The following is a 12,787-nucleotide window of genomic DNA, read 5'->3' on the forward strand; positions in this document are numbered from 1 at the left end:
TATTCAATTAAACGGTAAAATCATCACCAAGATAAACTTTACGTACCGTTTCATCTTCAAGGACTTCTTCTGGAGTACCTTCTGCAATCACTGAACCTTCGCTCACGATATAAGCATGCTCACAAATCGCAAGGGTTTCACGCACATTATGATCTGTAATTAATACGCCAATACCACGATCTTTCAATGTTCGGATAATGTCTTTAATATCACCCACTGAAATAGGATCGACCCCTGCAAAAGGTTCATCTAGCAACATAAATTTAGGGTCTGCCGCTAACGCACGCGCGATTTCCGCACGACGACGCTCACCACCCGACACACTCATACCAAGAGAATCTTTGATGTGTGTGATTTTAAAGTCGGCAAGCAATTCCGTTAAACGTTGCTGACGTTGTTGCTTATTTAGATCTTTACGGGTTTCTAAAATCGACATGATATTTTCAGAAATGGTTAATTTTCTAAAAATAGATGCTTCTTGAGGTAGATAACCAATACCTTTACGTGCGCGCTCATGCATTGCCAAGTCAGACAAATCAAGATCATCTAAATGAATCTCACCTTTATCCATACGCACTAGACCAACGACCATATAGAAACTTGTGGTTTTACCTGCACCATTTGGACCAAGTAAACCCACAATTTGACCACTTTGCATGCTAAAGGATACATCCTTTACCACCCAACGCTTACTGTAGTTTTTGGCTAAATGTTTAATACATAAAGTTTGAACTTGCGAGGTTTGCTCCATTAATCACGTGCTCCTGGGAAGGACTTAGTGCTTGACGGTGGAATCACGATTTGAACACGACCTGAAGAAGATCCAGATTTATTTGGTGTACCTTCAGCAACGATGTCACCTTTATTCATACTGTATTTCAGGCTATTACCACGAATACTTGCACCATCTTGTTGTAACAAAGCACCACCCGTCATGGTGATAATTCCAGTTTCAGCATTGTAGACGATTTTCTGAGCTTGGCCTTTTGCATAGCCTTTGGCAGGGTCAGTTTTTTGTTGGAAATGTGCTGGCCCACCCGTTGCTGTAATCGTACTGATCTCTTTTTTGCTGTTTAAGTTCGCAACGATTGAGTTTGCCTGAAGCTTCATCGAACCCTGTTCAATGATGACATTACCGGTATACGTCGTAATCCCGGTTTTTTCATTAAATGTTGCACGATCGGCAACCAATGAAATCGGTTGATTACGATCTGAAGGCAAAGCAAAAGCTGCAACTGAACATAACGCCAGTGAACCGAGTAGCGCTGTACGTTTTAGGAAAGTTTTTGCTGTTTTTCGATTAAAATTATGGTTCATACTTTCCTCGAATATTAAAAAATTCGTATTGTCCGTCGTTTAAATTTGCTTTTAAACCTTGGCTGACAAATTCGGCTTGTGGTGAAATCACCGTTACAGTCTTGTCCGTTTCTATTTCACGCTTTTTTGGAAAAGCAGTTAGTTCCTCAGTACGAAACTCCATTTGCCCTTCACGCATCAATTTCGTTGCAACCACATTGTCACTCAGTACGACTTTTTGGTTATCATCCATACCATTGGCTTGTTTAGCAAAGAACGTGGCATCGACAGCACCATCTTGATAGGTCGATGCTTTCAGATTGACCAAATGAGACGTTTGCTTTTGCAAATCCTGCTCAAGTCGATCGACTTGCGCACGAATATGCAATTTTCCCTGCTCATCAGTCTGCGTCAGGTTAATGTTTTCAGCTGAGTAAGTCATACTTTTCGAAGAGTCCGCCTGAAGCTTATTACCCTTTCCACCGAAATAGTAAAAACCACCGCTTACTGCAGCAATGACCACAGCTGTCACGTATAAAACTTTAGTATCCATAAGCGGAGATTCAATCCAATGACTGCATCAATTTATTAATAAGGTGCACTTGCATATTTTTCAAGTAGTTCCTGGTATACACCTTTAGAAACTAAAAGCATATCGCAAATTTCACGAACAGCACCACGTCCACCCATCGCCTGCGTAACAAGATCTGCACGGCGACGTACTTCTAAATGTCCATTCGGCACGGTCACTTTCATCCCTGCAATAGCAAAGGCTGAAAGATCGGGCCAGTCATCACCCATATATAAGCAATCTGAAGGATCAATACCGAACTGTGCGCAGGCTTCTGTCAAAGCAACGCCTTTGTCTTCACGACCTTGAAAAACCAAGTCCACACCTAAGTCAGACATGCGTTTTTCAACAATATTACTTTTACGGCCAGTAATAATGATGACTTTGATACCCGCTTTTTGCACCAACTTCATGCCTAAGCCATCTCGAATATCAAAGGATTTGATTTCATCGCCGCTATTGGTCAACGTTACAAATCCATCACTTAAAATTCCATCTACATCCAGTACCAGTGCTTCAATGTGACGCGCTTGTTCTAGCAATACATACGATGCCATTTTCTTAATTTACCCCAGCCTGAATCAGATCATGCATGCTGATAATCCCAATCACTTTATTGGCATCATCAACAACTACAAATTGTGTAATTTTCTTTTCGTTCATACGTTCTAAAGCATGTACCGCGCGTTCTTCTTGTGAAATCGTCAAAGGATTTTTAATCATCACTTCTGAGACTTTCATATTCACATCAAAGCCTTGCTGTTTATCAATCAAACGACGTAAGTCACCGTCGGTAAAGATACCCAATAAGGTATCGTTTTCATCGACAATCGTGGTGAGACCCAAACGTTTATTTGAAATTTCATACAGAACTTTATTCATTGGTGTCTCTGGCGACACTTTTGGTAAGTCTTCACCTGTATGCATAAGATGTTTTACATGCAATAACAAACGTTTACCCAACGCTCCAGCAGGATGAGAACGTGCGAAATCATCTGAAGTAAAGCCACGTGCATCCAATAATGCAACTGCAAGTGCATCACCTAAGGCTAATGTTGCAGTGGTACTTGAGGTCGGCGCTAGACCCAAAGGGCAAGCTTCTTGAATATTACCCAAGGTCAATGCGACATCGGCATTTTGTGGCATGGGACCTTTATTGTCGCCACTCATGGTAATTAAAGGAATGCCCAAATGTTTAATCAACGGCATGAGCATCATAATTTCATCACTCTTACCTGAGTTTGAAATTGCAATGAGCACATCACCTTTAACCAACATGCCCAAATCACCATGCCCAGCTTCACCCGGATGCATGAAGAAAGATGGTGTACCTGTCGAGGCAAAAGTAGCAGCCATTTTACGACCGATATGACCCGATTTGCCCATACCAGTAATCACTAAACGCCCTTTGCACTGTAAAATGATTTCGCAGGCTTGGCTAAAACGATCATCTATTTGCGTCGCTAATACTTGTAAAGCATGCTCTTCAATACGCAAAGTTTCTAATGCGACTTTCTGAAAATCGACTTGATTCGGCATATTTGGTGGATTCAAAGTTGTTATACCTTAAGCCGTGAGAGGTGCGCTCTCACTTTCAAAATAAAAAATTTTCACAATTTTATCATATCTATGCAAATAGCACGTTTCCAAATGTATAAGAATTCATGAATTATGCAGAAAAGATGCATTTCTTCTTTTTTATCTTAGGAACAGATAAATTGAATTAAACTCTCAAATGAAATTCAGCCCGAATCAAATGAGCCTTCAACTTCTTTTTCCAGCAGTACAATTACATCAAGCATTAAAAAATATCTGCTTTTTTGGGTTTTAACTTTATGAAAAAAAATGCTTAGGTTAAGATGAGCCATCTTTTGGTAGAAACAATTTGAAGACCTATGCAACCTTTTGTTCTATATAACTCAGAGCAACGTAAAAAAGTAGAATTCGTACCTCGCAAAGAAGGACATATCGACATGTATGTCTGTGGAATGACTGTGTATGACTACTGTCATATTGGTCATGCTCGAGTTATGGTTGCATTCGACTACATTATCCGTTTCCTGCGCAGTCAGGGCTGGAACGTTAAATACGTTCGCAACATTACCGATATTGACGACAAAATCATTGCCCGTGCCAATGAAAATGGCGAAAGCATTACTGCTTTAACCGATCGCTTTATCAAGGCCATGAACGAAGATGCTGCCAATTTAGGTTGTGCAGCACCTGATGAAGCACCACGTGCAACAGACTATATCGATCAAATGCAGAATATGATTGGTAACTTAGTCAACAAAGGTACAGCATATCCATCTGCAAATGGCGATGTTTATTTTGAAGTTGAAAAGTTTGCCAAATATGGTCGTCTTTCGGGTCGTAAACTTGACGATATGCAGGCTGGTGCTTCTGAACGCGTTGATGTAGAAGTAGAAAAGAAACATCCTTTTGACTTCGTGCTTTGGAAACATGCCAAAGAAAATGAACCTTCTTGGGCTTCGCCTTGGGGCAATGGCCGTCCGGGCTGGCATATTGAATGTTCAGCGATGTCGACCTGCTGCTTAGGTAACCATTTTGATATTCATGGTGGCGGTTCAGACTTAACTTTCCCGCATCATGAAAATGAAATTGCGCAATCTGAGGCATCTACTGGCGAACAGTATGTTAATTACTGGATGCATGTCGGCTTTATTAATGTCGATGGCGAAAAAATGTCGAAGTCTTTAGGTAACTTCTTCACTATTCGTGATGTGATGGATAAATTCCACCCTGAAGTGATTCGCTTCTTTATTGTGTCATCACATTACCGTAGCCCAGTAAACTTCTCTGACACTGCTTTAAAAGAAGCGAAAAATACCCTTTCCCGTTTCTATCATTCATTTAAAGCTTATCAGCAAGTCTATGGTGAAAAAACCGTAGAAACTTTGGATGATGCTTTAGTTGAGCGCTTTAATGCCGCTATGCGTGATGATTTCAACACCGCAGAAGCAATTGCGGTATTGTTTGAAGTCAACAAAGAATTGAACCGTGCCGTAAAAGATGAAAATACTGAACAAGCGGCTGTGTATTATTCGACATTGCGTCACTTGACCAATATTTTAGGTTTGGTGCAACACAATGTAGATGATTTCCTGAAATCTGATATCGGTCAGGAAGCATTAGGCTTATCAGAAGAACAGATTGAAGATTTAATTCAACAACGTAAAGATGCGAAAAAGGCTAAAGAATTTGCCAAAGCAGATGAAATTCGTCAATCTTTACTGGATCAAGGGGTTGTTCTTGAAGATACTCGTCAAGGCACTATTTGGCGCCGTGCTGATTAATTAAGCAAACAGAAGCATAGAGAGTTGACAGTTGTGTGAAATTCTCTATAATTCACCTCATTGCGGGAATAGCTCAGTTGGTAGAGCATAACCTTGCCAAGGTTGGGGTCGGGAGTTCGAGTCTCCTTTCCCGCTCCAGAATACGAAAAACCCTCATCGAAAGATGAGGGTTTTTTTATGTCTTAATTTTTCTTCAAAGGCTTATTTTTAGATGTATTTACTCATGTTATACACATAAAAGTCATTTCGCATTTTTGAAATAATATTTAAGTCTATTCGACAGAGTCTTACATTTAAGGATTGAATACAGGGATTAGCCTTCGGCTGGAAGTACTCTTACGAAACGTTGTTTCTCATTTGGTAAAGTGAGATGCGAAGCTTCGCAAGGAAACTATCTTGCGGTGCAATGACTTCACTGACAAGACTCATTCACTACCCTCAAACTATTCAACGTATCGCAAAAACATTTTTGATTAAAAGTCGTCCTGTCTCAAACACTTGCGGATGACATGAACGTGTATCATTTTTATTTGAAGCAAAGTACGCTTCTGATGTTACTGTGTAACATCAGTGATTTATTATATTGTAGCGACGTTAATAAGCCTTAATTTCCTCTCAAAGATTAAGGCTTTCCTTATTGCAATATGACCTTTCGCCTACCTGTTAAAAAATAATCTGATGAAATGCTCATCTTGGTTATTTTCCTCAATTTTTCTCCATAATTTTCCGTTATTCTTTGCCAAAATTACATTTGGACAACCAAATAATGCACGGCGCGCACACCACACTCAAACTGACCAGCTTAAGTTACGCATTAATTACGATCTCAACATCAATTTGGGCCGCAGATACTGTTCAAAATCCTCAAGAGTCTGCAGCAGTTCAGCAAATGGAAGCTTTAACATTTGAAGTTCCAACAGCAAGCACTAAGCCCAAAGACCCAGATATCAGTGCTGTCGCAAAAACCATTATAAGCCGTGATGAAATGTTGAAATTTGGCGATCAGTCCATCAATGATGCGCTGCGCCGTGCTGCAGGGTTTCAACTCCCCGGTGCCGGCGGTGGTCCACGTGGTGGTGCAGGTGCTGGCGGCATGCGTTTTCGTGGTGGTGGCGCACCCGTGTTTTTAATCAATGGTGAACCTGTACAAGGTGGTCCTCGTGGTGGCATGTCAGTTGTTGATAGCATTACACCGGAAATGATCGAACGCCTTGAAATCACCAAACAACCAAGTGTAGCTCAAGGCTCGGTTGCTTCTTCTGCAGTCATCAACATTATTTTAAAAGAACCATTGAATGGCACGCGTTTGAGTGGATCTGTACGTGCTGGTTATGGTCTAACAAAGTCAAATACACGTGAAGAAGAACGCACTAATTTAAACTTTCAAATGGATGGTCGTTCAGACCCTTGGATCTATAGTTTATCTGGGAGCCAAATGTGGAATGACTCAGATACGCTCATCCGTACACAAGATGCAACAGGAACGAAAACCCAGAAACGCATCACCAATCGTACGTCGCAAATGTTAACCCCACGTGTTGAATATCAACTTGATGATCAACAAAAACTGGTCGCTGAAATGTTTTATCGCAACAATGAAAGCGAAGGCACAAGTGGCACTCAAATCCAAAAAGATAAAAATGACAGTATTCGACTCAACACACGATATGAGCGTAAAGACCAAGGCAATTCCGACAAAATTCGCTTATCAATCGAACAGCAAAATGAAACGGAATTGACCGAATTCAGAGATTCTCAATCGTATATTGATGAACAAATTAATGAATATGGCTTAGGCTACGACGGTGTCCGCAAGTTCGACTCAAAACGCCAAATAAAATTTGGTACCGACCTACGAAGCAATGAACTTGAAAGCAATATTGCAGAGACCTTAGATGAACAATTGTATGCTGCTTATGTTGAAGGAAGTTGGAAATATACGCCGCGCCAAACCTTAACTTTAGGTGTACGCCAAGAGTGGATTGATCGTTCAGGTTTAGTGGATTATCAAGATCAGCATTTAAGTCCTGTATTAGCACACCGTTTTGACTTTAATGACCAATGGTCACTTCAAACCAATTTGAGTCAGGCTTTTAAAAACCCACGTAGCAATCAATTAATGCCGACGGTTTCAGTTTCTACAGATAGCGATGCAGGGACACTAAACAACCCTGATCGTGGTGGTAATCCTGACCTAAGACCTGAAACTATTAATGCTTACGAAACAACCTTAGGCTATAACACCCCTGCTGGCGGTGTAAATATCACTGCCTATTATCGAGAAATTAATGACTATATCGAAAAATCGATCCTGTCAGAAAATGCTACGGGCGGTCGTTGTGAAACAGGAAATACCGATTGCCGTTTTGTCGAACGTCCTTATAACCAAGACAGTGCAACCACCTATGGTGTGGAAATTTCTGGACGCTATGCACTGAAGCAAACGGAGAATGGCCATTCATTTATGTTGAATGCTCAACTTTCAACTGTACGTGCAAAAATTGAAGAAACTGACGGCTCTGACCGTTTGGCAAGTGATGTTGCACCTTATACCGCAAGTGCTGGTTTATCTTATAACTATCAACCGTGGCGTATTGCAACAAGTGTGAACCTCAATTATACCCCTGAATATACACGTGCGCTGAGTAACGAACCGTACAATCGCACCAGCAATGAACGTGTCAACATGGATGTGAGTTTTACTAAACGCTTTGATCAAAATTGGTCTGCATCGGTCAATGCACGTAATATTCTCAGCTCAGATTATAAAGAAGTGTTAAAAGAACAAAGTTCTGGCGCGCTATACCAATCTCGTATTAATGAAGCCATTCCAAGCTTTATGTTTACCTTAGAAAAGAAATTCTAAACCGTTTCTAAGGGACTGCTAAGAAATTCAAAATAAAAAACCGATACGAGCAACGTATCGGTTTTTTTTATGCGTACACGACCGCAAACTAGCGCTCAATTGCCTTCAACATTTTCGCAATTTTTAGGGTATGTTCCTTCTGCCCTTTTTTCTCTAAGACCTTTTGCTCAACCCACCATAAATATTCAAAAATTTCTGATTCACTTGAATCCTCTTGAATTAATTTAAAAATATTGGGCAAATAATCATCATATTCATCACGTAAAGCAGGAATACGGCGAATCCCTAACGGGTCCCATTCCTTCAATAAAATTTTATGTATCGCATGCAAGAGACTGGCATCTCGATTATGTTTTGACTGCATACAAGTTCCCTGGCTTATATTTTTTTACTTTTAAAATCAGTTATCTAATTATGTGATGATATTAAAAGAAAAATGAACTGTTGTTTGTCGAAGATTTCATCATACGCATCTCTAAACGCTTTTCCATTGGTTTTTCATCTTTTTTTTATAGCAAACCAAAGCTTTATCAAAATTTCATGCACTTTTTCTCATAAATTTTACCAATAAAGCCTTTCGGGAATCCCCTAATTCACAATACAAAGGTTTTAAATGCTAAGTTCAACGATCGAACCTAATCATTCAAAGAAAAAAAATATGCTTCAGCCAACTTCTATATTTATCTCTTTTCGCAATTGTGAAAAATTTACAGTTTTCCTTTTTAATCTCCGACAATTCAAGCTACATTCTATTTTGAAATTTTAATCCTGAAAAATCCCTATGAGTACTGCATTAAACGAAACCATTTACGTCATTCAACACCTTGCATTTGAAGATTTGGGTTCATTGGAAGATGTATTTTATCAACTGGGTTATCGGGTGAGATACTTCGAAGCTGGTATCGATGACCTCAGTAAAGCTATGCAACATACAGGGCTTACCATCATTTTGGGCGGCCCGATCGGAGTTTATGAAACTAATGACTACCCTTTCCTACAAAAAGAAATAGACTTACTTAAAGTACGTTTAGAGAGTAATTTACCGACTTTAGGCATTTGCTTAGGTGCTCAGCTAATTGCGCATGCATTGGGAGCGAAAGTTTATGCAGGTCATAGCAAAGAAATCAGTTGGAGCAACTTAGAACTTGATGATATTACTCACAATATATTAGCGCCATTAGATCAAGTGCCTGTACTGCATTGGCATGGTGATACCTTTGATTTACCTGTAAATGCACAGTTACTCGCCAGCTCAGCAATTTATCCAAATCAAGCGTTTAGCTATGGGCCCAATATTCTAGCTCTACAGTTTCATATTGAAGCAGAAACACAGGCCATGGAAAAATGGCTAATTGGGCATACATGTGAACTGCATAAAGCACAAATTAACATCCCAAATTTACGCATGGAAAGCCAACAACATGCACCTCATTTAGAACGTGTTGCTCCCCTTATTTTGCAACAATTCTTACAACAGCTTGAGCTTTAAAACAGCTATTAATTTAAAGCTAAATGGCTTATAACAGTTGCACTTCAAAACGTATAAGCCATTAGAATGACTCCCTTACTCAGCATTGCGCTCATCCACTTTTTTGCTCTCATCAGCCCAGGCCCAGACTTCTTTTTTGTCACTCAAAGTGCTATTCGACAATCCAGATCACATGCATTATTTGCCGCATTAGGTATATCACTCAGTATTTTAGTTTGGTCAATTTGTGCAATAAGTGGCTTACATTTTCTATTTCAAAAAATGGCTTGGTTACAACAATGCCTCATGATTTTGGGTGGTCTATATCTTTTATATTTAGGTTCTCAGTTATTAAAGTCCGCGTGGAGTAAAGACCTCGGCACAATAACAAAACCAACCGAGCAAGCCATACAGAAAAAATCGCCTTTGACGCTGTTATTCCAAGGTTTCTTGACCAATATGGCCAATCCTAAAGCATTGGTTTATTTCACTAGTGTATTTTCCATTGGGATCAGTGCAAAGGTCAGCATTTTTGATCAAAGCTCTTTATTGGCTTTAGTCTTTATTGAAAGTTTGATTTGGTTTGCATTGGTTGCGGTCTTATTCTCAACACCTAAAATGACCCATTACTATCAAAAATTTAGTAAAAAAATTGACGCCATTACCGGTGGAATTTTCATCAGTTTTGGCTGCCTATTGCTGCTCAATCGCGATTGACCACTCATCAAATACTCATCTACGAGACATAAAAAAGCACCCTAATGGGTGCTTTCCTAACTTAGCTGAGGAAGCTAAATCTTATTTCGCTGCTGCCTTTGCTGTAGACACAGCGGCTTCAGTCGTAATATTTACCGTAATTTTGTCGCCTACATTTGGTACATATGCACCGACACCAAATGCTGAACGATCAAAAGAAGTCGTTGCATTGAAACCAATCGTTTCAGCCTTAGTCATTGGATGAACGGCTTGCTTGTTCAATACAGCGTCCAATACCACTGGTTTAGTCACATTTTTAACTGTTAAATCACCCGTAATTTTGTATTTAGTTTTGCTGATCGCTTGAACTTTTGTACTTTTAAACGTGATATTTGGATATTTTTCAGCATCAAAGAAATCAGCTGTTTTTAAATGATCATCTAATGCTTTGACATTGGTATTTAAGCTCGATAATGGAATCGTCACATTCACAGACGAATTTGCAGGTTTTGCATTATCGACATTGATTGTCCCTTGAATGTCACTAAAGTTTGCAGAAGGCGTTGAGAAACCAAAATGATTCCAAGTAAATACTGTTGCTGTATGAGTAGGATCAATTTGATAGGCAACAGGTTTTGCCATAGAAATTGTTGTAACTGATGCTACCGCCAAACCGATTGTTAATGCTTTAAAGTTCATGTTTTTATCTCACTTTCGAATACCATTAAGTCTATAGATTTTTAGCCGTATTACAGCTTTAAAGATAAAACGTTTTGTTGCATGTTTAGAACGATAGTTTTGTAAAATCTGTAGCAGCATCCACAACTACTCTCAATTATTAAATTTCCCATATATTTCAAATAATTAATTTAGGCTATGAGCTATTTATCCTAAATTTAGGAAACATCAACCCATCTGAGTCGTAGGTTTTCAATACAAATCCACTTAAGATTTTTAGACATCATAAAAATCTGAGTACCGAAAAATGACAGAACAATCGCTGGCTATTGAAAAAGCCTTAAACACTAAAACACCCAAAGATGTGGTTTTGGCATTTCTTATGAATACTTCAAAAGAACTCATTGAAAATGCAACTCAACTACTGGTAGCCGAAGACGCAGCATATGTTTCCCTTAACTTTAGCAACCCAGAACTGAAACAAATTGAGCCATGGGCTGGGTCTGGCACAGGTAGAGACATTTATATATATACCTTTGCCTATGTCGGCACTTACTGGAATATCGATGACTTTCAAATCACGGATATGATCGCTGAAGATGAAACCGTAGCTGTATTTGGTCAATTCACCTACACCTCAGTGTATGCTAAAAATACATTTACCTCGCCTTTTTCAATCAAAGCCAAAGTTCAAAATGGTTTAATCAGCTATTTCCAATTCATGGAAGATACCTATGCCTCAGCATCATCTTTCCGCGTAGGCGGAGAATGGATCATTCAGCAAGATGCAGACTCAGCTAAAAACTTTAAAGTTTCAGCTTAATACTTAGATGCAGCAGCTCTTCACGCAAGAGCTGCTGTTGATTTGGAATGGCCTTTTACATTAAGTTAATGACAGCGATATTGGATAAACCCAGTTTTTCTCGCGATTTGATCATACAGCTTTTGTGCTGTTTCATTGTCCTGATGCGTAAGCCAATACACACGGTCACACTGCCGCTGATCACAATATTCTTTCACTTTCGCGATCAGCGCCTTGCCAATACCCTGCCCGCGATATTCTTCAAGCGTATATAAATCTTGCAAATAGGCATAAGGCTGCAATGTCCAGCAGCTCTCATGTTCAATGACATGCACGATCCCAACCACTTGATGTTCAATTACGGCTGCAAAGCCATACATATGTTCGCACTCAGCAGCATGTAACCTTTGCCATGTTCGCTCGGTCACTGCATCCGCCACCTGACTTTTATAAAATTCTAAATACAGCTCCCAGAGCGGCTGCCATTGGCTTTTTGAAATTTCAGTTAAATTTTTAATTTGTATTTGCACGTTCAATGTCTTTTTTAAATGATCACTGGATTTTTATAACTGAAATAAAGCTTTTTGTGTTGAAAACACTGTATTTTATGCGCTCTTTTTAAACATGATGAGTCTTGAAAGAACGTTTTCTTATCTGTTTTATAAATACAATAGACAAATAAAAAGCCCGAAGATTCGGACTTTTTAACCATTCAGCTTATAGCTTTTCAACCAAGATCCGATCTACCTGCTTTAAACCTGTATGCTTTTCATGGTTCTTACGGCGAATCTTAATCACTTTGTCTTCTTGCAAATCTTGCAACATCAATTCTACTGCAACCATGGCTTCAAGCTCTAAGTCCGTGCCTATCCATTTCTGTTCACCAGCATCCATCAGTACAATTTCATCATTTATCTGATCGTAAAGGCTCATCGTTTCCTCACTTGGGGCAACATTGCACCCGTGGCTGAATACTGCATGAATGAATTAATTTTAAACCAATGCTTTAATTCATTCGTTACAAATCGTTATTTCACAATTAAAAAATATATTTAATCTCTGCAATAAAAAACGCCCCTTCTCTGGGGCGTCT

General features: G+C 39.4%; 14 protein-coding genes and 1 tRNA gene. 6 read left to right on the forward strand and 9 right to left on the reverse strand.

What is annotated here, in order from left to right; translation table 11 throughout:
- Positions 1 to 7 precede the first annotated feature (7 nt).
- Genes lptB through FTU62_RS10695 form a run of 5 tightly spaced genes read right to left on the reverse strand, consistent with a single transcriptional unit; the run spans position 8 to position 3,406 of the window.
- On the reverse strand, positions 8 to 751 hold the full coding sequence (gene lptB, locus FTU62_RS10675) for an LPS export ABC transporter ATP-binding protein (RefSeq protein ID WP_180102638.1): 744 nt from the start codon (positions 749 to 751) through the stop codon (positions 8 to 10).
- On the reverse strand, positions 751 to 1,317 hold the full coding sequence (gene lptA, locus FTU62_RS10680; RefSeq protein WP_111883783.1) for a lipopolysaccharide transport periplasmic protein LptA: 567 nt from the start codon (positions 1,315 to 1,317) through the stop codon (positions 751 to 753). The genes lptB and lptA overlap by 1 nt, the downstream gene beginning before the upstream one ends.
- Positions 1,307 to 1,849 carry an LPS export ABC transporter periplasmic protein LptC gene (gene lptC / locus FTU62_RS10685; RefSeq protein WP_180027055.1) on the reverse strand — a complete coding sequence of 181 codons (543 nt, stop codon included), beginning with the start codon at positions 1,847 to 1,849 and terminating at the stop codon, positions 1,307 to 1,309. Before lptC ends, lptA begins: the two co-directional genes overlap by 11 nt.
- A 35-nt stretch (positions 1,850 to 1,884) precedes the next feature.
- On the reverse strand, positions 1,885 to 2,424 hold the full coding sequence (locus tag FTU62_RS10690; RefSeq protein WP_078188762.1) for an HAD family hydrolase: 540 nt from the start codon (positions 2,422 to 2,424) through the stop codon (positions 1,885 to 1,887).
- Between the two features lie 4 nt (positions 2,425 to 2,428).
- Positions 2,429 to 3,406 (reverse strand): SIS domain-containing protein, encoded by a 978-nt coding sequence (locus FTU62_RS10695; protein WP_168377848.1) that lies wholly within the window; start codon positions 3,404 to 3,406, stop codon positions 2,429 to 2,431.
- Between the two features lie 356 nt (positions 3,407 to 3,762).
- Between FTU62_RS10695 and cysS the strand changes: the two genes are divergently transcribed.
- The 3 genes from cysS (at position 3,763) to FTU62_RS10710 (ending at position 8,050) form a co-directional block, all read left to right on the forward strand.
- On the forward strand, positions 3,763 to 5,184 hold the full coding sequence (cysS, locus tag FTU62_RS10700; protein ID WP_180102639.1) for a cysteine--tRNA ligase: 1,422 nt from the start codon (positions 3,763 to 3,765) through the stop codon (positions 5,182 to 5,184).
- Between the two features lie 62 nt (positions 5,185 to 5,246).
- Positions 5,247 to 5,322: transfer RNA gene (locus tag FTU62_RS10705), tRNA-Gly, on the forward strand.
- A gap of 628 nt (positions 5,323 to 5,950) precedes the next feature.
- Positions 5,951 to 8,050, forward strand: coding sequence for a TonB-dependent siderophore receptor (locus FTU62_RS10710; RefSeq protein ID WP_180102640.1), 2,100 nt, complete (start codon positions 5,951 to 5,953; stop codon positions 8,048 to 8,050).
- A gap of 88 nt (positions 8,051 to 8,138) precedes the next feature.
- Here the strand turns inward: FTU62_RS10710 and FTU62_RS10715 are convergent, their stop codons facing one another.
- Positions 8,139 to 8,414, reverse strand: coding sequence for a hypothetical protein (locus FTU62_RS10715; protein ID WP_078193570.1), 276 nt, complete (start codon positions 8,412 to 8,414; stop codon positions 8,139 to 8,141).
- A 417-nt stretch (positions 8,415 to 8,831) separates the two neighbouring features.
- On the opposite strand from FTU62_RS10715, the gene FTU62_RS10720 reads away from it, so the two are divergent.
- Both FTU62_RS10720 and FTU62_RS10725 read left to right on the forward strand, forming a co-directional pair.
- Positions 8,832 to 9,539, forward strand: a complete 708-nt coding sequence (locus FTU62_RS10720; RefSeq protein WP_180102641.1) for a glutamine amidotransferase — start codon at positions 8,832 to 8,834, stop codon at positions 9,537 to 9,539.
- Positions 9,540 to 9,605: 66 nt separating this feature from the next.
- The gene (locus FTU62_RS10725) at positions 9,606 to 10,235 is read left to right on the forward strand and encodes a LysE family transporter (protein ID WP_078193572.1); all 630 of its coding nucleotides are present in this window, start codon (positions 9,606 to 9,608) and stop codon (positions 10,233 to 10,235) included.
- An 81-nt stretch (positions 10,236 to 10,316) separates the two neighbouring features.
- Here the strand turns inward: FTU62_RS10725 and FTU62_RS10730 are convergent, their stop codons facing one another.
- Entirely contained in the window at positions 10,317 to 10,913 is a 597-nt protein-coding gene (locus tag FTU62_RS10730; RefSeq protein WP_078188771.1) for a YceI family protein, read from the reverse strand.
- A gap of 286 nt (positions 10,914 to 11,199) precedes the next feature.
- On the opposite strand from FTU62_RS10730, the gene FTU62_RS17430 reads away from it, so the two are divergent.
- Positions 11,200 to 11,715, forward strand: a complete 516-nt coding sequence (locus FTU62_RS17430; RefSeq protein ID WP_257223181.1) for a nuclear transport factor 2 family protein — start codon at positions 11,200 to 11,202, stop codon at positions 11,713 to 11,715.
- 65 nt (positions 11,716 to 11,780) lie between these two features.
- Here the strand turns inward: FTU62_RS17430 and FTU62_RS10740 are convergent, their stop codons facing one another.
- Both FTU62_RS10740 and FTU62_RS10745 read right to left on the reverse strand, forming a co-directional pair.
- Positions 11,781 to 12,224: an N-acetyltransferase gene (locus FTU62_RS10740; protein ID WP_227591806.1), complete on the reverse strand. Its 444-nt coding sequence runs from the start codon at positions 12,222 to 12,224 to the stop codon at positions 11,781 to 11,783.
- A 187-nt stretch (positions 12,225 to 12,411) separates the two neighbouring features.
- Positions 12,412 to 12,627, reverse strand: coding sequence for a hypothetical protein (locus tag FTU62_RS10745; RefSeq protein ID WP_078188774.1), 216 nt, complete (start codon positions 12,625 to 12,627; stop codon positions 12,412 to 12,414).
- Positions 12,628 to 12,787: the final 160 nt, after the last annotated feature.

This window comes from Acinetobacter sp. YH12126 (genome assembly GCF_013418745.1).
Taxonomy (GTDB): Bacteria; Pseudomonadota; Gammaproteobacteria; order Pseudomonadales; family Moraxellaceae; genus Acinetobacter; species Acinetobacter amyesii.